At 61.3% G+C, this 25,875-nt stretch carries 7 protein-coding genes; 5 read left to right on the top strand and 2 right to left on the bottom strand.

What is annotated here, in order from left to right:
- Nucleotides 1-33: 33 nt before the first annotated feature.
- From ACFPM8_RS16715 to ACFPM8_RS16700, 4 genes are read left to right on the top strand one after another with little or no spacing between them, the layout of a single operon-like run.
- Nucleotides 34-19,611 carry a non-ribosomal peptide synthase/polyketide synthase gene (locus ACFPM8_RS16715; protein ID WP_378999049.1) on the top strand — a complete coding sequence of 6,526 codons (19,578 nt, stop codon included), beginning with the start codon at nucleotides 34-36 and terminating at the stop codon, nucleotides 19,609-19,611.
- Nucleotides 19,608-20,546, top strand: coding sequence for an ABC transporter ATP-binding protein (locus ACFPM8_RS16710; RefSeq protein WP_378999047.1), 939 nt, complete (start codon nucleotides 19,608-19,610; stop codon nucleotides 20,544-20,546). Before ACFPM8_RS16715 ends, ACFPM8_RS16710 begins: the two co-directional genes overlap by 4 nt.
- A 5-nt stretch (nucleotides 20,547-20,551) precedes the next feature.
- Complete coding sequence (locus ACFPM8_RS16705) at nucleotides 20,552-21,637, top strand: ABC transporter permease (protein ID WP_378999045.1); 1,086 nt, start codon at nucleotides 20,552-20,554, stop codon at nucleotides 21,635-21,637.
- An 8-nt stretch (nucleotides 21,638-21,645) separates the two neighbouring features.
- Nucleotides 21,646-22,443, top strand: coding sequence for a 4'-phosphopantetheinyl transferase family protein (locus tag ACFPM8_RS16700; RefSeq protein WP_378999044.1), 798 nt, complete (start codon nucleotides 21,646-21,648; stop codon nucleotides 22,441-22,443).
- 115 nt (nucleotides 22,444-22,558) lie between these two features.
- Here the strand turns inward: ACFPM8_RS16700 and ACFPM8_RS16695 are convergent, their stop codons facing one another.
- Nucleotides 22,559-23,614: a DNA-binding protein gene (locus tag ACFPM8_RS16695; RefSeq protein WP_378999042.1), complete on the bottom strand. Its 1,056-nt coding sequence runs from the start codon at nucleotides 23,612-23,614 to the stop codon at nucleotides 22,559-22,561.
- Between the two features lie 183 nt (nucleotides 23,615-23,797).
- Here ACFPM8_RS16695 and ACFPM8_RS16690 point away from each other — a divergent pair, with 183 nt between their 5' ends.
- A complete protein-coding gene (locus tag ACFPM8_RS16690; protein ID WP_378999040.1) occupies nucleotides 23,798-24,805 on the top strand; it encodes a site-specific integrase in 1,008 nt (335 codons plus the stop codon).
- A 347-nt stretch (nucleotides 24,806-25,152) separates the two neighbouring features.
- On the opposite strand, the gene ACFPM8_RS16685 is transcribed toward ACFPM8_RS16690, so the two are convergent.
- Nucleotides 25,153-25,818 (bottom strand): glutathione S-transferase family protein, encoded by a 666-nt coding sequence (locus ACFPM8_RS16685; protein ID WP_378999038.1) that lies wholly within the window; start codon nucleotides 25,816-25,818, stop codon nucleotides 25,153-25,155.
- Between the last annotated feature and the right edge of the window lie 57 nt (nucleotides 25,819-25,875).

The following is a 25,875-nucleotide window of genomic DNA, read 5'->3' as shown; positions in this document are numbered from 1 at the left end:
GATCAATCGTTATAAAAAGTCATGGAGAAAAGAATGTCATTAAAGCAAGAATCAACGATCGCTTTGAGCATGCCGCACAGCATGGCCGGGATGGACCTCTCAAGCGCGTTGAACGACGGCAGCGCCAATCCGCAATACGAAGGTCAGCGCAGGATGCTGGAGTGCGAGCCGTTTTTCAGCCACGCTGCCGACCGCGCCGATTTGCCGATCTGCGTGGCCGCATGGCATGGCGTTCTGCATTGGCTGCGATATAACGATGAACCTGTCATTACCTGTCTGTTGGGAAAGCAGGCCGGGAAATGCTGGCCGGTGATCACTGCGGTGAGCGAGCAGACGTCGCTGGGCGAATTGCTGGCCGAGGTCAGGAAGCAATGGCTGGACAACGAGCACGACTGGTTCGACTTGCATGATCCGAATCATTCCAGCCTGGCCGACCAACTGCGTTGGCATGCCATCTACCTGCATGGCGCCTCGGACGGGGAGTTCAAAACGGAATTCGTGATCGTGCGCGAGCGCGAATCATGGTTCGTCGATTGCGACGCCAGCCGCTTCGGCGAATCCTATCAGCGCTACGTGATGACACTGTGGGCGCGCATCATCGACAAGATGCTGGAAAATCCGGCATCGCGCTTGTCGGATGAGATCCGATTCGACGGTCTCGATGCCTATGTGCCGTCGCCGACCAGTATGGCCGGGCCGGTGAAATCGATCGCCGGCAATTTGCTGGAGCGCTTTGCCGCATCGGTTGCCGCCGATCCGGACAAGATCGCCGTGATCGACGCCGATGGCGGCGTGAGCTACGCTGAACTCGACGCATTGTCCGGGCGCTGGGCGCAGACCTTGCACCTGGCCGGCGTCGGCCGAGGGGACTACATCGGCGTTGCATTCGGCCGCAGTCATCGGATGGTTGCGGCGCAGCTGGCGGTACTGAAAGTCGGTGCGGTGTTTGTCCCGATGGATGCCCAGCAGCCGGCGACCCGCCTGCAGGCGATGGCCGACGACGCGGAGATGCGCGTTGCCCTGACCGAAGAATCCTGGTTGCCGTTGATGCGCGATGCGTTGCCGGCGGTGCTCTGCCTGGACGTCGCATCCTCTGCCACCAACGCGGCCGCCGACGCCGCCCCGCAGCGCCCGCTGTTGCATGATGTGCTGGCCACAGACGATCTGGCCTACGTGATCTTCACGTCGGGCTCCACCGGCCGGCCGAAGGGCGTCAAGATCAGCCACGGGAACTTGCTGAATTTCGTCACGCATTTGCGCGGACTGATGGGGGCGGACGATATCGTGTCGCAGTTTGCCCCTGTTACATTCGATGCGTCGGTCGGTGAAATCCATGCGGCCCTGCTGAGCGGCGCCACGCTGGTGATCCTGCCTGCGGAACTGATCGACAATCCCGAACTGCTGCAGGAGTACATGAGCGATCAGCGGGTGACGTTCGCGGCTTTTCCTCCGCAATATGCAAAGCATCTTTGGCCCGAGAAACTGCCGCGACTGAAGACCCTGCTGACCGCCGGATCGGCCCCCGATCTGCAATTGGTCAGGCGCTGGCAACCGCATCTGCAGTATGTCAATGCCTACGGTCCGACCGAGACCACGATTCTGTCGACATTCTGGCAGGCGAGCCATCTGCCTGAGCGGCACGAGCAGTTGACTATCGGATTCCCGATCATTAATACCGAGGTCCGTGTCGTCAATCGCTTCAACCAGCCACTGCCGCGCGGCGCCATCGGCGAACTGCTGATCGGCGGCGCGGGGGTGGCGCACGGCTATCTCAAGCGCGAACAGATGACGCGCGATAAATTCATTACGACGGAGTCGACCCGCTGGTACCGCAGCGGCGACCTGTCCTGTTTCGACGACCAGAACCGGCTGTTCTTCGCTGGAAGAGTCGACAATCAAATCAAGCTGCGCGGGCATCGGCTGGAGCCCGGCGAAGTGGAGGCAGCGCTGCTGATGCTACCGGGGATCGAGCATGCTGCAGTGGTCGTGGCCGAGGTTCAGGGGGCCAAGCAGTTGGTGGCCTTTTACGCCGGCCAGCCGCAGCCGGAAGAAGCCATTCGGGAAGGCTTGGGACAGGTGCTGCCGAGCTGGGCCATGCCTAACCGCATTCTTTGCCTGTCCGCTCTGCCGCTCACCGTGAACGGCAAGACCGATTATCGTGCGCTGCAAGCGCGGCTGCAACAAACCGAATCGTCAACCCGGCCGGCGGATTACATCAACCTGCTGGAAGCGCAGATCGCCGATATCTGGCGCAGCGTCCTGCAACAACCGAATATTTCGCGCGAGGATAACTTCATCCATCTAGGCGGCGATTCGCTGACCTCGCTGGTGGTGATGTCTGCGCTGAAACGGCTGGGCTACCAGACCACTTCATCGCAACTGCTGTCGCATCCGCGCCTGGCCGATTTCGCCGAGCTGCTGCAACGCTCCGGGCGCCAGCTGCAGCGCGACTATGCCAGCCGCCAGGGGATTGCGCCGCTCAGCCCGATTCAGGGCTGGTTCTTTCAATTGCGGCTCGAACAGCCGGGTGCCTTTTGCCAGACCTTGTCCTTCGAGACCGAGGAAAAACTGGATGCGGATCGCTTGCAGCGGGCTTTTTCCCGCTTGCTTGCCTATCACGATCAATTGCGGGTCCGTTTCGTCCGTACCGGAACGGACCTGCAAGAACCTTTAGCCTGGCGGCAGGAGATCGCCGGCGCGACGCTTGAGTTGCCGCCGATCGCGCTGATCGACGTGACGGAGGCTGAGCTGGACCAGGCCAGCGAGCAATGCCGTGTCGCGCTTGGCGCGCAATTGCGTATCGAACAGGCGCCGCTGTTCCGCATCGCCCTGCTGAAAACGCCGAGCCGCTCGCGCGTGGTATGGGTGTTGCATCACCTGATCGTGGACACCATCAGCCACGGGATTCTGCTGGATGATTTGCGCCACCTGTACCGTGGCGACGAGAGCAGCCTCGAAGCGGTATTGCCAGGCAAGAGCATCAGCTATCTGGACTGGTCGGAAAAGTTCAATGTGCCTGCCGCCGAACAAACTGATGAACGGCTGGCCGACTGGCTTCCCGTATTGCGCGCCGCCGAAAGCGCGCAGCCGCTGCCGCTTGCCACGAGTGAAGCAGCGTGCCACCCGATCGCGATTGAACAGCACCGTCTGTCGCGGCACGATACCGCGCGCCTGATCGAACTGGCGCCTGCCTGCTATCGGCAGAGCACGGAAGAACTGGTGCTGGCGGCGACGTATCTGGCGCTGGCACGCAGCTTCAATCTGCAGCGCATCTGCCTGGATGTCGAATGGCATGGCCGCGACGAGGCATTTGCCGGTGCGCAGGGCCTGGACCGTACGGTGGGCTGGTTCACCAGCGTGCATCCGCTGTGCTTGCAAGTGCCGGCGCAACTCGATCTGGGCGCCTGGCTGATCCAATTGAAAGAAGTCCGTGCGGCGATTCCGCAACGCGGGCGGGATTTCTATGCGCTGCGTTACTTGAGCCGCGATCCCGCAGTGCGCGAGCAATTCGACCGCTACCGCTCGCCGCAGGTGCTGTTCAACTTCTCGGGCGTGGTGCAGCGCAGCCACGAGAGCTGGCGTACGGTGCCGATGGTCGCGATCGAAATGGGCGAGGGCAACGCCAGCCCATACGCGATGTCGGTGGAAAGCGAGATCCGCGATGGCGAGCTGATTATCGGTTTGCATTGCAATCCGGCGGCCTGGAGCGGGGACGCGCTCGAACGGTTTGGGCAGGCCTTGATCCAGGGCTTGCGGGAAGTAATCGATCATTGCGTGGTGGGCGCGAACCGGCGCTGGACGCCTTCCGACTTCCCGCTCGCAGCGCTGACGCAGGCGCAGCTTGATGAGCTGCCGGCAACGGTCAAGGCGGTCTATCCATTGACCGACATGCAACATACCATGCACCGGCATCAGGATACCTATCAGGTGCACATGTGCTATCGCATGCCGCGTGCGCTGAACCAGCCAGTCTGGCAGCAGGCGGTAGCCGATTGGATCGCTCGCCATGATTGCCTGCGTACCTTCATCAAGGAATGGCGCGGCGGAGAAATCCATCAGGTGGTGCTGACAGCGATCCCGACCCCGGCCAGCGTGCACCAGTCGCAGCCCGGCCAAGGCGCAGCGCTCGCTGAGCAACTGATCGAGCAGGCGCGCAGCCAGCCGGTGCGACTCAGCCAGGCTCCGCTGTTCGATTTGCAGGTCGTGGACGAAGCCGGCGACAGCTTCCTCGCTCTGCTGTCCATCCATCACATCATCCATGACGGCTGGTCGATCGAACTGCTGTTGAATGATCTTCTGCAAACCTACCGCCACTTCCTTGGGGAAGGCGTGCCCAAGCCGAGCGCGCCTCTGGCAAGCATGGCGGACATCGTGCTGCAGCAGCGCGCTCTGCGGGCCAGCGGCGCATGGCACAGGTACTGGTCCGAATTGCCGTGGCAACGGAGCGCCAGTCAGCTGCCTTGCGCGACGCCTCTTACCGGCCACAGCCACGCCGCGGCCCAATCGGGGCCGCCCAACACGCGCCTCTATCTCGGCAGCATCGACCGTCAATTGGCTGCAGATGTGCGCGCCAAAGCCGGCGCGCTCGGCGTGACGGCCAACAGTTTGTGGCTGACCGGCTACGCCTGCCTGCTGCGTTATCTGGGCGGCCAGGAACAGGTGCGCTGCGGCGTCATCCAGAGCGGACGGATGGAACAGATTCCCGGGTTCGAAACGATTACAGGGTGCTGCGTCAACACCTTGCCGCTGGTGCTGAACATTGAGTCCGCAAGTACCCCGGCCGCTCTGCTGGCCAGCGTCAACGGCCAGCTGGAAACAATGCGCGCCTGCGCGGCCTTTCCGTTGTCGGCTATCCATGAAGCCGTCAAAGCGCGGCTGGACGACGCGTTGTTCGACACCTTGTTCAATATCGAAAGCCACCGTTACGGCGAGCACCATGAACAGCTGCGTCCGATGCTGGAAGCGGGTTACGAGTCGACCAACTATCGCTTCATTTTCGGCCTGATCGAACAGGATTCCGGCGATGAAGAAGCGGGGTCGGCGGCGGTTCCACGCTATGGCGTGCGGATAGGCTACGACACCGATCTGTACGACGAGGCGTCCATCTCCATGTGGCTGGAAATCTATGCGCATTGCATGCGTCAGCTGATCGACCATACGGACGCCGCCTGGAGCGAGCTACGGCTGCTGCCGCCGCGACTGCGGCAACAGCTGGTGTCCGAGTGGAACCAGACGGTGCATGCCTACAGCGACGACCGCTGCATACACGAATTGTTCTCGGAACAAGCGGCGCGCACGCCGCATGCCGAGGCCTTGGTCTGCGAAGATGAACGCTTGAGCTATCGCGAACTCGACCAGCGCAGCAACCGGCTGGCCCAGCATCTGCGTACGCTGGGTGTGGGACCCGATGTGGTGGTCGGGCTGTGCGCCGAGCGATCGACGCAGATGGTGCTTGGGCTGCTGGGTATCTTGAAGGCCGGCGGCGCCTATGTGCCGTTGGACCCTGAACTGCCGCCGCAGCGGCTGGCCGGCATGCTGGCCGATATCGGCGTGAATCTGGTGCTGACCCAGGCGCAACTGCTGGCTGGCCCGTTGTCGCAAGTCGGCGCGGATGTGCGGCTGTTGCGTCTGGATGCGGATTGGGCGCGGGTGGCGCAGCACGAGGCCGTAGCCCCTGCGACTGGCGTCACGCCCAGCCATCTGGTCTACGTGATATTCACGTCCGGCTCGACCGGTAAGCCGAAGGCGGCGATGAACCAGCATGGTTCACTGGTCAACCTGGTGCAGTGGCTGCAAGCCAGCTACAAGCTGGACGCAACGGATCGGATGCTGCAGAAGACGCCGTTTTCGTTCGACGTCTCGTTCATGGAATTTTTCTGGACGCTGCTGGCGGGGGCGACGCTGGTGATGGCCAAGCCGGGCGGCCATCGCGACCCGGCCTACCTGAGCCAGGCCGTCCGCGATCACGGCATCACCACGCTGAATTTTGTTCCTTCGATGCTGCAGGTCTTTCTCGATGAGGGCGACATCGGTTCGTGCACCAGCCTGCGGCGCATGTTCGCCAGCGGCGAAGCGTTGCCCGGGGCGCTGGCTGCGCGCTTCCTGTCGTCCTCGAAGGCGTCCTTATACAATCTGTTCGGCCCGACCGAAACTGCGATCGAAGCCAGCGGACGCGAAGTCAAGACGGCTGATGCGGCGATCGTGCCGATCGGCCGGCCGCTGTGGAATACGCGCCTGTATGTGGTCGACGAACGGCTGGAGCCGGTGCCGATCGGCGTCAGCGGCGAGCTGTATATCGGCGGCGCCGCGGTCGGTCGCGGCTATCTGGGCCGTCCCGAACTGACCGCGGAACGATTCATCGACAGCCCCTTTGAAGCGGGAGAACGCCTGTACCGTACCGGCGATCTGGCGCGCTGGCGGGCCGATGGCGAAGTGGAGTATCTCGGCCGCCTCGATCATCAAGTCAAGATTCGCGGTTTCCGCATCGAGCTCGGCGAAATCGAGCATGCATTGTCTGCGCATGAGGGCGTCAGGCAAGCGCTGGTGATCGCCAGAACGAATGAAAATCACAAGCAATTAGTGGCCTATGTTGTCGCCAAATCACTCAATCCGGACGATGAACCGGCCAAGTCCCAGCTAATCCAGACGCTGCGGGAAAAACTTCAGGCAGAACTTCCCGAGTACATGGTGCCGGCGGCATTCGTGTTGCTGGACGCGGTGCCCTGCAATGCGAACGGCAAGATCGACCGCGCCAGCTTGCCCGAGCCAGGGCCGTCCGCTTACGTGCACGCCGTCTATGTCGAGGCGAGCAATGAGCGCGAGCGCAAGCTGTGGTCGATCTGGGGCGATGTGCTGCACACGGATTCGTTTGGCGTCACCGACAATTTCTTTTCCATCGGCGGCGATTCCATCCTCGCAATCCAGGTGGTATCGCGCGCGGCGAAGCAGGGCATCGTTCTTACGCCGCGGCTGATCATCGAGGAAAAGACCATCCGCAATCTGGTCGCCCGGCTGGCGGAGAAGGAAGATGCCGCGGCCGTGCTCAAGCCGGCGCCTGACAGCCAGGCCGTCAAGGGCGAGCAGCGCCTGCTGCCGATCCAGATCGGATTCCTGCAGGATGACCGCATCGACGTCAATCACTATTGCCAATACGCAGCGGTGAACTTGCCGCATCAGGCCGGCCTGGACTTGCTGAAGACGGTGCTGGCCGGGATCGTGGCACGGCACGATGTGCTGCGCTTGAAGTTCCGCGAGACGTCTGCCGGCTGGATTGCGCAGTATCGTCCCGAGCTGCCATCCGATGCGGCGAGTGGGCTCGATGAGATGATTGTCGAGGTCGATGCGCAGCCTATTTCAGGAGATCCTGCGGACCGGCAGGCTCGCGTCAAGGCTGAAGCGGAACGTGCGCTTGCCTCGCTCGATATCAAGCAAGGCAAGCTGTGCCGCTGGCTGTGGCTGCGCGACGGCGATCAGTCGCAGCTGATCTGGGTCATGCATCACCTGATCGTCGATGTGGTTTCGTGGCAAGTGTTGCTGGATGATTTGGAGATGGCGCTGGCGCAACGCGGTCGCGGCGAGCCGGTCAAGCTGGGCGCCAAAACCAGCAGTTATCAAGAGTGGGCGGCGCGCCTGCATGACTATGCCTACAGCGCCTCGCTCGAGAGTGAAAAAGGCTACTGGCTGCGGCAACTGGAATCGCCGGCGGCGGGCCTGAAATTCGACCGCGCAGCAATGCCGGAAGATGCACGCGATCTTGTTTCTCCGATCGAGGAAACGACAGAACAGGTCGTGGCCGGTTTAAGCCGCGAGGAAACCTCGTTGCTGCTGAACCAGGCTAGCGCTGTGTTCGAGGTTCGACCGCATCAGTTGCTGATCGCCGCGCTGAGCCGGGCGCTGGGCGGCTGGCTCGATGCTGATGAGGTCCGCATCGATCTCGAAAGCCATGGCCGCGACGACATGGCTGGCGAAGCGGCGTTCGAGGGGATCGACCTGAGCCAGACTGTCGGCTGGTTCACCGCACTGTATCCGTTCCATGTGGCCGGTGCCCGAGGCGATCTGGCCGAACACATCCGCAGAACCAGGCAGCAATTGGAAGCGGTGCCGCGCAACGGCATCGGTTATGACGCACTGACCACCCTGGCGCATGACGAGGATCTGGCAGCCGCCAGGGACGCGCTTGGAGGCAGGACATCCGACGTGCTGTTCAACTACCTGGGACAAGTCGACTCGGGCCTGCTGGGCGGCAGTGCCGTCAGTCCGCGCCGAACCAGAACCCATGCGCTGAATATCAATGGTTTGATTAGTGCCGGGGCGTTGGCCTTCCATGTCGGCTACAGCCGCCAGCAGTTCAAGCGCGAGACGGTGGAGGCCGTGGCCGCACGCCTGGTCACAGTGTTGCGGGAGATTGTCGCCTGGGACGGCGGCGGCCCCGGGTCTGGCCTTGGGCACGAACCCGCGCCGTTTCCGCTGGTCGATATCCCGCAGACAGAACTGAGCGCGCTGCAATCGAAATACCCGACGCTACAGGATCTGTATCCCTGCACGGGCATGCAGCAAGGGCTGTTGCTGCTGGCCGATCGCGACTCGAAAAACGGGCTTTACCTGACCCAGCTGCGGATGCAATTGGAGGCAGTTGACCCGGCGCGCCTGCGCCAAAGCTGGCAGGAATTGGTGCGGCGGACCCCGGTGCTGCGCACCGCCTTTGTCGACCTCGGCCAGGACACTTTGCTGCAGATGGTCATGGCAGAGGTCAACCTGCCGTGGCGCGAAGAAGACCTCGGCACGCCGCTTTCGGCGGGCGCCCCGAACGATACGCACGACCGGCAGCGGCGGCTGGAACAGCTGCTTGCCGAAGAGCGGATCAAGCCATTCGATCTCGGCGCCGCGCCGTTGATGCGTCTGCTGCTGGTGCGCACGAGCCCGCAGCGCTACTGTCTGGCCTGGACCCACCACCATGCGCTGATCGACGGCTGGTCGATGGGGCTGCTGATCAAGGAACTGCTCCAGATCTACGCCGCACCGCAAGCCCAGGCGCTGCCGGCGCCTGCGTACAAGAACTACATCGGCTGGCTGCAAGCGCAAGACCGGGAAGCTGCGGTCCGCTACTGGCGCGCTTACTTCGACGGCTTGCCGATCGCGGCCAGCGCGAGTCTGCCGCTGGCGGCGGAACCTGAAGGCGGCGGCGTCGACGTGGCGGCGGCCAACGGCGAACAGAAAGCGCATTCGATAGAGCTTTCGACGGTAGCCACGGCGCAGCTGCGCCGGCTCGCGCAAACCGAAGGCGTCAGCCTTGGCACGCTGATTTTAGCCGCGTGGGGCCTGCTGCAAAGCAAGTACAGCGCGGAACAGGAAGTGCTGTTCGGTTACACCACCAGCGGTCGTCCGGCGAGCCTGGACGGCATCGAAAGCATGGTCGGGCTGTTCATCAATTCATTGCCGATCCGTCTGAAGATCGCGGCAGACCAGAACCTGTCTTCCTGGCTGCAACAGATCCAGCGGGTACAGCTCGATCACGAGGACCACGGATTTCTGCCGCTGGCGGATATCCAGCGCTGCAGCGGCGCACGTCTCGGCCAGGCGCTGTTCAACGCGCTGGTGGTGGTCGAAAATTTCCCGCTCGACCGCTCGTTGCTGGTCGCCGATTCGGCCGGTGGCCTGCGCATGGTTGACGTCCAGGGTATCGAGCAAAGCGATCTCGGCTTGAGCCTGATCGTCTATCCCGGCGAACGGTTGACGCTCAAACTGGCCTATCAATCGAAGCAATTCGACGCCGCCCCGACGCTGTTGCTGCTACAGCGTCTGTGCCAGCTGCTGGCAAGCTTCGCCAAAGGCGGCGAGCAGCTGATCTCGCAGCTGTCGGTGCTGAGCGACGCAGAACGCCAGCGCGCGATACGCGACTGGAACGCCACCGATACGGCGTATCCGCTCGACCGCTGCGTGCACGAACTGTTCCTGATGCAGGCTGACAGCCGCGAGAGCGCGCACGCCATCGTCTCGGGAGGCGAGCGCTGGACTTATCGGCAATTGGCCGAAAGAGTGCAGGCGATATCGGCGTGGTTGACCAACAGCGGCGTCGAGCCGGGCGAGCGGGTCGCGCTCAGCCTGGGCAAGGAACCGGATCTGATCGCCGCCATGCTCGGCATCATGCATGCCGGCGCCGCCTACGTGCCGGTTGCGCTCGATTGTCCTCCGGAGCGCGGCCGCTTCATCATGGAAGATGCAGGCATCAAGCTGCTTGTGACACAGCGCGGCCATCGACAGCAAGCGGCCGGTTGGGGCGTGACGCCATTGTTCCTGGAAGATTGCACGCTGAATGATCCATCCGGATTTTCCGCGCGACAAGATGGCTCGGCGCTACGGCTACCGGCACGGGACCCGCATTCGACCGCTTACGTCATTTACACCTCGGGCACGACCGGCCAGCCCAAGGGGGTATTGATCAGCCATCGCAACCTGGTCAATTACTGCTGCTGGTTCGGCAATGCCGGTTTTTTCGGGGCTGGCGATGGTTTCACGCAGTTTGCGCCGCACACCTTCGATGCATCGGCAGGAGAGATCTTCGGCGCATTGCTTACCGGCGCGGTACTGCATCTGCTCAGCGCAGAACTGATCCAGGAGCCGCGCGCTCTAGCCGGATACCTCACTGAACAGCGGATCCGCTTCGCAGCGTTTCCGCCGCCCTATTTGCTGCAGATGGATCCCGACCTGGTGCCCGAAGGCATGACCTTGCTCACCGCCGGTTCGGCGCCGACACCGGAACTGGTTCAGCGTTGGAGTGCGCGCTGCCGTTATGTCAACGCCTATGGCCCGACCGAGACCACTGTCTTGTCCTCGGCGTGGATGAGTGAGGGCGAGGACGCGGGCGCCAGCGTCGAAGGCAAGAGCTTGTCGATAGGGCGTCCGATCCCCAACACAACGATGTATGTGGTGGACGCGGTGGGCCAGCTGTGCGCTCCCGGCCTGCTCGGCGAGATCTGGATTGGCGGTGAAGGAGTGGCGCAAGGCTACCTCAACCGGCCGGACTTGACCGATCAGCAATTCATTGCCGATCCGTGGAAGGCTGGCAGCCGGGTATACCGTACCGGCGACCTGGGCCGCTGGCTGGATGACGGCCGCATCGAATGCGTCGGCCGGCGCGACCGCCAGGTCAAACTGCGCGGCTTCCGTATCGAGCTGAACGAAATCGAGAATCGCATCCGCGACTATCCCGCGGTCGAGGAGGTGGCGGTGCTGGTGCGCGGAGATCAGGACGACAAGCGCTTATTGGCCTGGGTCGTCAGGCGCGACCAGGCTGATGGGGAGGCGGCCGAGGAAGCTGAATTCGTCGCCTCGCTGCGCGATTTCCTGCGGCGTTCGCTGCCGGCGTACATGCTGCCCCAATCCATTGTGCTGATGCATCAATTGCCGCTCACCGCTAACGGCAAGCTGGACGACAAGGCATTGCCGCAGCCGGACATCGGCGCCGGCCTCGAAAGCGCTTATGTTGCGCCGCGCACCGCAATCGAAACTGTCTTGACCCAGATCTGGGCATCGGTGCTGAAACTGCAGCCGGAACAGATTAGCGCTACCGCCAATTTCTTTGAGCTGGGCGGGCATTCCTTATTAGCGATGCGCGCCATCTCGCGCTTGCGCGAGCAGCTTGGGGCGGATCTTGGCGTGGTTGACTTGCTGGCGAGCCCGGTGCTCGCCGATTTGGCGGCGCTGGTAGAAAGCTCCGCTCGTCATGTATTGCCGGCGATTACGCCGGTAGCGCGCGACGGATTGTTGCCGTTGTCGCTGGCACAGCAGCGGCTGTGGTTTCTGTCGCAGATGCCAGGAGTGAGCGAGACCTATCATGTACCTGGCGTGCTGCGCCTGCAGGGCCGGCTGGATCGCGTGGCGCTGCGCCGCGCGCTGGACCGGATCGTGGCCCGGCATGAGGTATTGCGCACCCGTTTCGAACTGGTCGGCGGCGAGCCGTGCCAGCGCATCGCGGCCGCCGACCAGGGCTTCACCCTGATCGAACACGATCTCAGTAAGCAGGCCGATGCCGTGCAGCGTCTGACCATGCTGATCGACGAGGAGACCGGTGCGCCGTTCGATCTGGCCGCCGGTCCGCTGCTGCGCGGCCGGCTGATCGTGCTGGGTGCGGAGGAGTATGTCCTGCTGATTACGCAGCACCATATCGTGACCGACGCCTGGTCGCTGGAGATATTGGTGCGCGAGCTAAGCGTCCTCTACAACGCGTACCGTGCCGGCGCCGAAGATCCGTTGCCCGCGCTGTCGGTGCAGTACGCCGATTACGCGGTCTGGCAACGCCAATGGCTATCGGGAACATGGCTGCAGGCACAGACCGACTACTGGCGCGACTGTTTGGCCGGCGCGCCGGCACTGCTGGAACTGCCGACCGACCGGCCGCGTCCGGCACAGCAAAAATACGACGGCGACATCGTTGCGTTCACGTTGGATGCGGAGCTGACGACGGCGCTGAAAGCGCTGAGCCGCCGGCATGAGACCACCTTATTCGTGACGTTGCTGGCAGGCTGGGCCATCGTGCTCAGCCGCTTGTCGGGACAGCAGGATCTGGTGATTGGCAGTCCGGTGGCGAATCGCGTGCAGGCGGAGGTGGAGCCGATGATCGGCTTCTTCGTCAACACGCTGGCGTTGCGGATCGACCTGTCGGGCGAGCCGACGGTGAGCGAATTGCTGCAACGCGTGAGACGGCAGACCTTGGGGGCGCAGCGGCATCAGCAGACGCCTTTCGAGCAGGTGGTGGAGGCGGTGCAACCGCCGCGCAGTCTGGCGCACTCGCCGATATTCCAGGTCATGTTCAACTGGCTGAGCGAGAATGTGGCCGACGCGATAGACCTGGATGGCTTGCGGATCGCGCCGCAGAGTGCGCCGCAGGTGTTGTCCAAGTTCGATCTGACGCTCGATCTGGCCGAAGTCCGGGGCGGCATCGCCGGCGGCCTGGAGTACGCGACCGCGCTGTTCGATCGCGCGACGGTCGAGCGCTGGACCGGCTACCTGGAACGCGTATTGCGGGCGATGGTGGATCAGCAGCAGTCCGTACGGCAGCTGGATCTTCTGGGCGAGGAAGAAACACGCCGCTTGTTAAGCTTCAACGACACCTATAGTCCGGAATTGATCGACCGCACCTGGCCGGAACTGTTCGCGGCCCAGGCCTTGCGCACGCCGGACCGTATCGCCGTGCAATGCGAAGCTAAACAACTGACGTACCGCGAGTTGCATGAGCAAACGTCGCGCCTGGCGCTAACGCTGCGGGAAAGGGGCGTCGGGGCAGGGCAGGTCGTGGCGCTGCTCGATCAGCGCGGCACCGACTTGCTGCTGATGATCGTCGCTGTGCTTAAGGCTGGCGCTGCTTATCTGCCGCTCGATCCGACCCATCCGGCGCTGCGCTGGCTGGATATCCTGCAAGAAGCACAACCATGCCTGCTGGTGATTGGCGATACCCTGGCCGAACCGCGCCGCTGGATCGACGGCCAGTGGGACGCCGACCGTGTGCGCTCGATGGCCGAACTGGTCGCTACCGCTGCTGTCGCGACCGCTGCGGCGGAGTTGCCGCTGCCGGGCCTCGACGACCTGGCTTATCTGCTTTTCACTTCCGGCTCCACCGGCAAGCCCAAGGGCGTGATGATCGAGCATCGCGGCATGATCAACAACATGCGTTCCAAGATCGCGCCGCTGTCGATGTCGGCGGACGACGTGATCGCCCAGACCGCGCCGCAATGCTTCGACATCTCGGTGTGGCAATTCCTCACCGGCCTGATACTGGGTGCGAAGGTCCATGTCTTCGGCAACCACATCACCCGCGATCCGCAAGCGCTGCTGGAATGCCTGGCCCGGCACCGTATCACGATCTGGGAGCCGGTGCCGTCGCTGATCCAGGCAACATTGCCGTACCAGATGCCATTGCCTCATCTGCGCTGGGTCATCTCGGTCGGCGAGGCGTTGCCGCGCGAACTGGTCGATCGCTGGTTCGAGCAGTATCCAACGCTGCCGCTGATGAATCACTACGGTCCCGCAGAATGTTCGGATGGCGTGACCTTCCACTTGATCAGCGGTCCGGTCGAGCGGGTGCTGATCGGCGCCGCCTTGCCCAATGCGCAAGTGCATCTGGTGGACGATCAACTCCAGCTGGTGCCGCTGGGCGTGGTCGGCGAGATTGCTGTATCCGGCGCCGCGGTCGGGCGCGGTTATCTCAACCGTAGCGAGGAAACCCAGGCCAAGTTCCGCCGCAATCCGTATGCGCACCATGCGACAGAACAACGTCTCTACCTGACTGGCGACCTGGCCCGACGTCTTCCCGATGGCAATCTGGAATACCTCGGCCGCAAGGATTTCCAGGTCAAGATTCGCGGCTTCCGCATTGAACTGGGTGAGATCGAGAGCGCTCTCGCCCATCATCCTTCAGTACGCCAGGCAGTGGCGGTGGCGAGTGAGCAGGGACGCAACGGCAAGCAATTGGTGGCGTATGTCACGCTGAAAACCGCAGCCGCAGTTGCTGCGGATGAACTCAAGGTGCATCTGCGCGCATCGCTACCGGATTACATGATCCCTGCCGCCATCGTGGTGCTGGACGCCATGCCGTTGAACGCCAATGGCAAGGTCGATCGCAAAGCACTGCTCGCGCTTGAGATCAAAACCGAGTCAGGAATCTACTACGCGCCAAGCGGAAGCATGGAGCTGGCCTTGGCGCACATCTGGCAGGAATTGTTGCAGGTCGACCGTGTCAGCCGGGACGACAGTTTCTTCGATCTGGGCGGCCACTCGCTACTGGCGGCACGCGCGGTTGGGCGGCTGCGGCAAGAACTGAAGATTGAAGTGAACATTGCCGATCTGTTCGCCTCCCCGGTGTTCGAAGATTTTGCAAGAGTCATTGCCGACGCGGTCGAGAGCGATAAGCCAGTCATCGTTCCAGTGGATCGCAACGGCCCGCTGCCGCTGTCGTTCGCACAACAGCGGCTATGGTTTTTGTCGCAAATGCAAGGCAGCAGCGAGACCTACCACGTGCCCGGCGTGCTGCATCTGCAGGGGGCGCTGGACAGTGCGGCGCTGCATCGCGCACTGGACCGGATCGTTGCCCGGCATGAAGTGCTGCGGACCCGCTTTGTGCTGATCGGCGGCGAGCCGTATCAGAGCATTGCGGCCTCCGACCATGGTTTCAATCTGATTGAACAGGATTTTAGTGCCGAGGCCGCGGCCGACGCATGGCGCCTGCAGCCGTTGATCGACGAGGAGATTCGCACCCCGTTCGACCTGGCGCTCAGTCCGCCGGTACGCGGCCGCCTGCTTGTCTTGGGCGCGGACCAGCACATTCTGCTGGTCACCATGCACCATATCGTGACCGATGCCTGGTCGCAGGGATTGCTGATTGACGAACTGGGCGCACTCTACAATGCCTACCGGAGCGGTGCCGACGACCCGCTGCCAGCGCTGCCGGTGCAATATGCCGACTACGCTGTCTGGCAGCGCCAGTGCCTGGCGGGTGTGTGGTTGCAGGAGCAGATCGATTATTGGCGCGATACCTTGGCCGGCGCACCGACGTTGCTGGAGCTGCCGACCGACCGCCCGCGTCCCGCTCAGCAGGACTACGACGGCGGCTATGTTCCTGTCGTGCTGGATGCGGAGCTGACAGCGGATTTGAAGACATTGAGCCGCGGCCACGGCACGACCCTGTACATGACGCTGTTGGCGGGCTGGGCCATCGTGCTCAGCCGCTTGTCGGGACAGCAGGATCTGGTGATCGGCAGCCCTGTGGCCAATCGCACGCAGGCAGAGCTTGAGTCGCTGATCGGTTTCTTCGTCAACATGCTGGCCTTGCGGATTGATCTGTCGGGTGATCTGACGGTAGCTGCACTGCTGGAGCGCGTGAAGCAGCAGACGCTGGGCGCGCAGCGGCATCAGCAGATACCGTTCGAGCAAGTGGTGGATGTGGTGCAGCCGCCGCGCGGCCTGGCCCACACGCCGGTATTCCAGGTCATGTTCAACTGGCTCAGCGAGGATGTTGCTGCCGCGATCGATCTGGACGGGCTGCGAATCGCGCCGCAGCCGATATCATATCGACCGTCCAAGTTCGACCTGTCGCTCGATCTGGTCGAGATCGATGGCTGCATCACCGGCGGCGTGGAATACGCAAGCGCGCTGTTCGACCGCAGCACGATCGAGCGTTGGCTGGGCTATTTCAAGCATGCGCTGCATGCGATGGCGAACGATCAGCAGCAGGTGCGGCAGCTGGCTATCCTCGGCCAGGAAGAGACGCGCTGGCTGTCGGCTCTCAACGATACCTACCGGCCGGAGCTGATCGACCGTAGCTGGCCGGAGCTGTTCGCGGCCCAGGCCTTGCGCACGCCGGACCGCATCGCCGTGCAATGCGAAGCCAAGCAATTGACCTACGGCGAATTGGATGAACTTACCTCGCGCCTGGCGCTAGTGCTGCGGGAAAGAGGCATAGTGGCAGGGCAGGCGGTGGCGCTGCTCGATCAGCGCGGCACTGACTTGCTGGTGATGATCGTCGCTGTGCTTAAGGCTGGCGGCGCTTATCTGCCGCTCGACCCGACCCATCCTGTGCAGCGCTGGATCGAGATTCTCGGCGAAGCTCAGCCAGGACTGCTGGTGGTCGGCGCCAGCCTGACCGAACAGCGCGCATGGCTGGACGGCCATTGGCCGGCGGACAAGGTGACTTCGGTCGCCGAACTGGTCGCCGCCGCTGCTGCCATGGCAACCCCGGCGGCGGACTTGCCGCAGCCGCGCCTCGACGACCTGGCCTATCTGCTCTTCACTTCGGGTTCTACCGGCAAACCGAAAGGCGTGATGATCGAACATCGTGGAATGATCAACAACATGCGTGCGAAACACGCGCTGTTGTCGATGTCCGCGGATGACGTGATTGCGCAAACGGCGCCGCAATGCTTTGACATCTCGGTGTGGCAATTCCTCACCGGCCTGCTGCTGGGGGCGAAGGTTTATATTGTCGGCAACGACATCACACGCGATCCGGAAGCGCTGCTGGCGTGCCTCCGGCGGCAGGCCGTCACGATCTGGGAACCGGTGCCGTCGCTGATCCAGGCAGTGTTGCAGTATGATCGGCCGCTGCCGCGTCTGCGCTGGGTCATTTCGGTCGGCGAGGCGTTGCCGCGCGAGCTGGTCGAACGCTGGTTCAAGCGCTATCCGAACCTGCCGTTGATGAATCACTACGGCCCGGCGGAATGCTCGGACTGCGTGACTTTCCATGCTATCCACGGTCCCGTCGAGCGGGTGCTGATCGGAACGCCTATCGCCAATGCGCAAATGCATCTGGTTGACGATAGCCTGCAGCGGGTGCCACTGGGCGCGGTCGGCGAGATCGCGGTGGCAGGCCCGGTAGTCGGCCGCGGTTATATCAATCGTCCCGGGGAAACGCAGGCCAAATTCCAGCCCAATCCATATGCACGGCATGCGGCCGAACAAAGTCTTTACCTGACCGGCGATCTGGGTCGCCGCTTGCCTGACGGCCAGGTGGAATACATCGGCCGTAAAGACTTCCAGGTAAAGATTCGCGGCTTCCGCATCGAGCTGGGCGAGATCGAAAACAATCTGATTAAACACCCGGAGGTGCGTGAGGCAGTGTTGGTGGCGCGAGAGCAGGGGGCAGACAATACGCAATTGCTAGCCTATGTCACGTTGAAAAGCCCGGTGGCGGTGGATGATCTGAAAACTTATCTGCGCCTGTCGCTGCCGGATTACATGATCCCGGCAGCGATCATGGCGCTCGATAGCCTGCCGTTGAATGCCAACGGCAAGCTCGACCGTAAAGCTTTGCCTGCGCCGTCCGTCAGCGCGTTTCAGCAGGCAGCATATGAAGAGCCGGAAGGCGCTGCCGAGCGGCTGATTGCCGCCACCTGGCAAGAGCTGCTCAATGCGCCGCAAGTCGGCCGCGGCGATAACTTCTTCGATCTCGGCGGCAGCTCGATTCTGCTGGTTCGCATGCTTGGCCGCTTGCGCGAACAAGGCCTCGCGCTGAGCGTGACCGATGTGTATCAGCAGCGCACGCTCAAGGCCCTGGGAGCGGTGTCCTCGTTTAGTGCGTTTGGTGGCCGCAGCCTGAGCGACTGGCTGGACAGCCGGCGCTGGGCATACAGGAGCATGGCGCTGGACGCGGGTGAGGCGGCTGGGGAGGGGGCATCCGTGCTGCTGATCGAGCAAGTCGGACCGTCCAGGGTAGCTGAGCTAAAAAGTACGTTGAGCTTGATGGAACGCGACGACGTCCCGGATTTCATTCGGATATGCGACGACCTCGAAAGCGCCGTGTCAAGGTTTGAGCATCAAGGCGCAAGCGCGCTGGGGCTGAACCCGGTCGGCGCGATGCCGGATGCTTACGAAACGCAATTTGCCGGCTATCTCGATGCCATTGCGGCGGCGCCGCGGGAAGATGAATTCCAATTCGGTGCGGTGCAACGCGGCATGCTGGAATGGGCCGAGCGCGATAGTTTCGGAATGGTCGAGATCACGGGCTGGCATACCGCACAGGAGCTGCAGCATGCTTTTGGGTATCTGGCGCGGGAACAGGAGTTGCTCCGCGCGGTGCCCGATCACGATCGCCAGTGCTGGACTTTGTTGGCTGCGGAAGCAATGACGGGCGCGGCGATAGCCCATATCGATTTGAAGTCCGCGGGCGAAAATGCGCTGAACGACCATCTGGCCGCCCTTGGCGATACCTTGCGTTACGCCAGAAAACGGACGCCGCTAGCCTATGCCGCCGCATGGGTATCGGTATCGGACACGCGGCATTTCCTGCTGCTGGCACTCGATCACCTGATCTGGGACGGCATATCGCAAAGTACCGCTCAGCGCCGCTTGATTGAACTGCTGAAGCAAAGTCCGGAGCCCAATCTCATTGCGCGCACGTATCGGGACTATCTGCGCGATGCGCAACAAAAATGCGACCTGACAGCGCGCGATTTCGCAGACCGGATCCTGGGCTATGCGGAGCTGTCGGCGGTCATGTCGACCACTCGCGACGCACTTGACGCAAGGCGCGAGCAGCCATTGCAAATCGTTAGCTTCGATCTGCCGTTGCGCGTACCAGGCAGGGCTGCCGAGTCGGCCTTCGATGTGTTCAAGCGCTGGACTCTGCAGGCTACCGGTCTGGCGCGGGCCGGCATGGTGCTGGTTCACCATGGCCGGGAACTCGGCGAGCACAGGTATTTCGATCAGGTTGGATTGTTCCTGGACAAGATCCCGTTCGTCATCGAGCTGGACACGCCGTTGGCGGATGTGTCGGCCAAGGCGGCATCCTTAAAGGAGCAGGGCATTCATTACGCCAGCCTGGACGACGCAGCGAGCCTTGAACGAGCAGCCACGTTACCTGGATTGGCTCACGAGATATTGTTCAACTTCCAGACCGAGCCTCCACCGCCGTCGCAGCAGATATCGACGGCTAAGGCTGATCTGCGAAGCAAGCTGCAGGATTACTACGGGCTGTTGTTCGAAGCCCATGCCGCAGACGGCAAGCTGCGGGTTCATTGCGCTTTCAGGGGGAATGAATCGGAGATTGATTCGTTCCGACAAACGCTCGCTGACCATCCCGCATGGGCCTCGATCGATAACGCCACAGATATTGGAAGCCTATGATCTATTCGCTCGAAATAAATGATGTACGCAAGCGCTATGGCGATTTCGAGGCCGTCAAAGGCATGAGCTTTCGGGTGCGCAAGGGGGGCTGTTTCGGCATCCTGGGGCCGAATGGCGCCGGAAAAACTTCGCTGCTGGCAATGATCGAGGGTATCACTTCGATCAGCTCCGGATCGATCACAGTTTTAGGGATGGATGTCGCCACGCAGATACGCCAAATCCAGCCGCGCATGGGCGTACAGCTACAACAGAACAACTATTTCCGGTTCCTGACCGTGGCGCAGCTTCTGAAGTTTTATCAGGCGCTGAGGGTCGCCGGCAGCGGCAGGCGCAATGGCAAGCCGACAGCCTGGCTGCTGGATCGGCTCGGCCTGAACGGCAAGCTCGACTTCAAGGTGGATGAGCTCTCCGGCGGACAAAAGCAGCGGCTATCGATCGCCATCGCACTGCTGGATGATCCGGACGTCATTTTTCTCGACGAGCCGACATCTGCGCTCGACCCGCACAGCCGGATTTATACCTGGGAGCTGATCGAGGAACTGAAGCAGGATCCCGACAAGACCATCATCCTCACTACGCATTACATGGAGGAAGCCGAACGCTTGTGCGACGAGATCATGATCATGAACGATGGCCAGATCATCGCCCAAGGCAGCCCGTCAGAGCTGGTGCAATCGATGTACACGCACCATTCCATCGAGTTCCGTTTCGCCAAGGGGAAATTCAAATTGGAATTTATCAAGGACTTGGTCAGTGTCATCGATCTTCAGTGGAATGACAAAACCGACTGCTTGCGCGTGCAGACCAGGGAGGTGGCGGACACGCTGCGGGAAATTCTCGCGGTAAGCGAAAACCAGCGCATCGACGTCATCAATTTCGATGTCAATCGTCCGAATCTGGAAGACGTGTTTCTGTCGCACACTGGCAAGGATTAGCGAGAATGAAAAAAACCTGGGTATTCTTCAAGCTGCGCATGCTGCAGCTCAAATCAGATAAAACTGCACTGTTCTTTTGTTATGTGCTGCCGGTGATTTTGTTGCTGGGAGTCGGCTATCCGCTACAGATGCGCGACGATGCGAAGATCGTCGTTTGGTACTCCGGGTACTCCGGCACTACCGGGGAGCCCGCAACGGCTGCATTAATCGATTATCTCGGCAAGCATAAGCTGGTCAATCTGATGCCGTATGCGGACACCAAAATACCGCCCAAGGCAGCGCTCGAAAGCAACCGGATCAAGCATTACCTGGAGTTTCGCGCCACGCGCCCGGACGTCGACCCGAAGCACCCCGATGTCCAGCTGTACGCGAACTCGTTGCTGGAGAACCGGGTTGAAAATGCCGCCGTGCAAGGAGTCCTCGACGATTATTTCCAAGGACCGGCAGCGGCTGGTCCGAGGCAGCAAGAGATTGCGACCAGCCAGAACGCATCCTACCTGATGGTCTTGCTGCCTGGCGTCATCGGCATGACATTGCTGATCATCGGCCTCAACGGTTTCGGCGCGGTGCTGATCGAGGAAGAACATCATGGGCTATACAAGAACATCAAAACCATCGATGCGTCGCCGGTGCCGTTTCTTGCCGGGCTGTTTATCTCGCGCCTGCTGATCTGCTACACCGTGGTGTTGGCGCTATATATGCTCGGCGTGCTGGCGTTCGGCATTCCCCTCAATGCGAACTATTTGCTGCTGTTGCTTGTCGTTACGCTGGGGTGCGTGTCGTTCCTGGTCCTGGGCCTGGCGCTTGCGACCATCAGTCCCTCGGTGACGGCATTCAATGGCATCGTCAACTTCGTGCAAATGCCTCTGATCATTCTGGGAGGGGTGTTCTTCTCCGTCAGCGCATTTCCCGAGTGGCTACAGGTGTTTGCCAAACTGATGCCGCTGACGCAGCTGAATTCTGCAATGCGCGAAATTTTGTTCAATTCCGTGGGGTTCGGCAACCTATCGAAGCTATGGCCGGAGATAGCCGTCTTGATGGGATGGTCGGCGCTATCGTTCGTCATCGTCCGGCTACGGTTCCGATGGTAGCCGGAGCTATGCATCGACTCGTAACAGTGGCTGATCCCGACCCGCAGCGAATAGACCTGTGGCTGACCTTCCTTGACGATCAGGGAGATATTCAACTTCTCGAAGCCTATCGGCAACTGCTCAGCGCAGAAGAGCGGCGGCGCGCTCAGCGCTTTCTGCGAGAACGGGATAGGCATCGCTATCTGGTCACGCGGGCACTGGTGCGCACCGTGCTATCGCGCTTCACTGGCGTGGCGCCGGCATCACTGATATTCAAAGAAAACCGCTATGGCAAACCTGCACTCTGCGGCATGGACTTCGACAAGCGGACACTGTCTTTTAACCTGTCTCATTGCGACGACATGATCGTGCTGGCGATCACCCAGGATCGCGAGCTTGGCGTAGATGTGGAAAACATCGCACTCAGGCCGGCACCGATCAACATCGCCAAGCGTTATTTCGCAGAGGAAGAGATCGTCGATCTAACGGCGCTATCAGTGGATGCGCAAGGCGAACGTTTTTTCGAGTGGTGGACGCTCAAGGAAGCCTATATAAAGGCGCGTGGAATGGGGCTTTCCATACCGCTGGACCAATTCGGCTTTCGTTTCGACGCCTCCGAACGCCTGGAAATGTGGATGCACCCAAATCTCGGCGACCGCCTATCCCGGTGGCATCACTGGCAGATCCGGATCGCTTCGGAATATCTTATCGGCCTCTGTGCCGAACATCGGGAAGATACTCCTTTCCCCAGAATCACAACGACCCGAATCATCCCTCTGGTCAGCGACGAGCACATTGGACATGTGCAATTGCGAACTTCCGAATAAGTGGCTCGAAATGGAGGGCCGGCCGGGATTGGCGACATCGCCATCTCTGTTATCTATCTTGCCTGCCAGTAGCGAGCGAGCTACGTCATGGTTCGCTATTTTCGTGCGAGAAAGGCTATCTTTTGTTCGCGATCTTTTCCGCCTTCCCACTATTGACCGCCTGCGCCTGTAGTGCCGCACGCTCTTTAATCAGCACCAGCCTCTGCTGCTCTAATTGTTCAACTTCCTGTTCGGCCTGATCAAGGCGCGCGGTCAGCAGTTGCGTTTCCTTTTCCTGGGCTGCCAGCGCCATCTGCGATTCAGTCAACATTTGCTGCGCCGCCTCGAGCTTGTTGGCGAGCACTCGGGTGGTCGACGAGTGTTCCTTGAGCTGATATGTCAATTGACCTCGCTCCGAGCGAAGCAATACGAGCTCATCCTGTGCTGCGCGAGTCGTCTCTTGAAAGTTGCTGTTTTCGGTGCGTAGCTGTGAAATCTGCATCTCCTGCTGCGCGATAGACGACTGCTGGCCGAGCAAGCGTTGTTGGGCGCCGGCGAGATCCTGTTCCAGTCGCGTCATGCGCTGTTCCGCGGCCAGCCGTTCTTCCGACCGCTGCGCTACGGTCGACTCTTGATAGTGTTCGAATTGGATGCGCGCTTGCGTCAGTTGCTGATTGAGCGCCGTGACCTCGGCGGCCCGGTCAAGCAAGCGCAGCTGCATGCCGGCATTGTCGCTCTGTAGCGTGGCCAGCGCGACGTTGCGTTGATGGTGTTCTGCCTGCAGATGCGTCAGCGCGTCTTTCATCTGCGCCAGTTCTGCCGACAGCGCCGCCGTTGTTGCAGACAGGGCCTCGTTATCTGCTTCGATTTGCCGCATCTGATCGGCCGTCGCCTGGCGCGCTAGGCGATGCTCTTCGCGCGCCTGTTCCAGCTGCTGCTGGACGTCGATCTGCAATCTTTCATAGACGCCTTTCACCGCCTGCAGCAATTCGGCCGGCAATCCAAGCTCAGTTTCAACGAGTGCTTCCTGATGTTCCGCTTTCCAGCGCTTGAGCAGTGGGGCGATCGTGCTCTTGCTGCCGGTGCTGCCGAGTGCTTCGCGCACGCTGTCGACGGTCGGATTTTTGCCGTCGGCGGCCAATTGGGCTGCCGCTTTGGCGACGTGGGAATAAAGAATGCCGGCGCGTGCCATGGTGACCTCGAAATAAGATAACGTATTACGTGATACGTAATAGTATTATATATTACGATTTAAATCGTAATTTAAAATCAGAATTAATCATCACGATAAGATATATTATCGCGTGTTATACCGAATTGCCATATGCTATGCTGCGCAATTGCCAGTACAGAGGCCGATTTTGAACGACACGCCATGAGCGAAAAAACACCTATTCTCCCCAATGAAGTGGCGACGCTTCCGGCCGGGAGAATCGTCGCCCGTAACGTCGGTACACCGATAGATGCCGATTTGACGGCCCAGCATCGCGCATTCCTGGTCGCCGCCACCTCGGACAATACGCGTCGCGCGTATCGGTCCGCGATTCGTCACTTCCTTGCCTGGGGCGGCGTCTTGCCAAGCGACGAGGCCGCAATGATCCGCTATTTGCTGGCCTACGCGCAGTCGTTGAATCCCCGGACGCTGGCGCTGCGACTGACGGCGCTATCGCAATGGCACGTGCACCAGGGCTTTGCCGATCCAGCGTCGACGCCGACCGTGCGCAAGACGCTGGCCGGCATCGAGCGCATCCATGGCAAGCCGAAAAAGAAAGCGAAGGCGCTGCCGCTGGAAGACCTGGAGCGCATCGTTGCCCACCTGGCCGGCTTGAACACCCTGAACGCCAAACGCGACAGTGCGCTGCTGCAAATCGGATATTTCGGCGGTTACCGTCGTAGCGAGATCGTCACTCTCCAGGTCGAGCACGTTGCGTGGGAGCCGGAAGGAATCGTCATCACGCTGCCGCGCTCGAAGACCGATCAGCAAGGGGCAGGGATTATCAAGGCAATTCCCTATGGCGACGGCGCTTGTTGTCCGGCGACTGCGTTGCGCGCCTGGCTGGCGGCCGCTGGCATTGCGTCGGGATCGCTATTCCGGCCCGTGAATAAATGGAGCGAGGTCGGTACCGACGCGCTCCATGCGGGCAGCGTCAATACGATTCTGGCCGGTTGCGCAAAACTGGCCGGCTTGGACTATGTGCCGCAGCTATCCAGTCACAGCCTGCGGCGCGGCATGGCGACCAGCGCACACCGTGCCGGCGCCGATTTCAGAGACATCAAACGTCAGGGCGGCTGGCGCCATGACGGGACCGTGCAGGGATACATTGAGGAAGCGGACCGCTTCGAGGAAAACGCGGCCGGCAGCCTGCTGCGCAAGGCTAAATAATCGCGTTGTTCGTCGACCAGAGCACGTTGTGCCTAGAACCATAATTCTGCCGTTTGGCAAAATTATGCTTCAACTCCGCGCCGCACCTAAAACCATCCGCTCGGTACTCGCCTAGTATAGGCAGGCTACCGTGCTTTTGGGCAGGCACTCAAGGCCCTATCTGAAGCGCACCTGACAATGCATCTTGCCATCCCTCTATCAAGATTCGAGCTGATGGAAATCCTTTCGATCCGGATTGGGAGAGCAGTCGAGGATCTAGAATCAATGCCATGTAATTCAAGGTATAAGAACCCTCGGATGGGCACAAATAGCCAACGTCGCGTAAAGGTGCGGCACGTCAGTTGTTTTCAGCCGGTCGGTGACTTGCCAGTGAAAACCGCCAATTGAGCGTCGAAAGCACGCTTGTAGGCGGGCCGCGCTTCGCCGCGGGCGACATAGGCGGAGAGCTTCGGATATTCGTCCAGCATACCCGATGCTTTCAACCTGAGCAGCACCGCCACCATCATCAGGTCGCCCGCACTGAACGCACCATCGAGCCAATCGGCATCGCCAAGGTAATCGGAAAGTTCGCCCAGCCGGTCACGGATGCGATCCTCGACGACAGGCAGGCGCTGTTCGTACCAGGACTTGTCGCGCTCCAGGAGCTTGGTGGTTTGGAGATCAAGGATCGGCGGCTCAACGGTGTTAAGCGCGGCAAACATCCATGTAATCGCTCGCGCCCGAGCGTTCGCATCATCAGGCAGCAGGCCTGCATGGCGCTCTGCGATATGGAACACGATCGCCCCCGACTCGAACAGGGCAAGATCGCCTTCTTCATAGGTCGGAATCTGCCCGAAGGGATGAAGCGCTCGATGCGCGGGTTCCTTCATCGCACCGAACGAAACAAGACGAACCTCGTAAGATTGGCCGACTTCTTCAAGCGCCCAGCGAACGCGCATGTCACGCGCAAGTCCCTTACCGCCATCAGGCGACCGTTCAAAGGCGGTAATAATCGGGGCCATTGGAACAGACATGGTGATTTCTCCTTTGCTCGCGGCAAGCCTGAGCCTGATCCAGAGCCTTTTGCCCCC

The organism is Paraherbaspirillum soli, assembly GCF_042654985.1.
Lineage (GTDB): Bacteria > Pseudomonadota > Gammaproteobacteria > Burkholderiales > Burkholderiaceae_D > Paraherbaspirillum > Paraherbaspirillum soli.
This window is presented reverse-complemented; position numbering and strand designations above follow the sequence as displayed.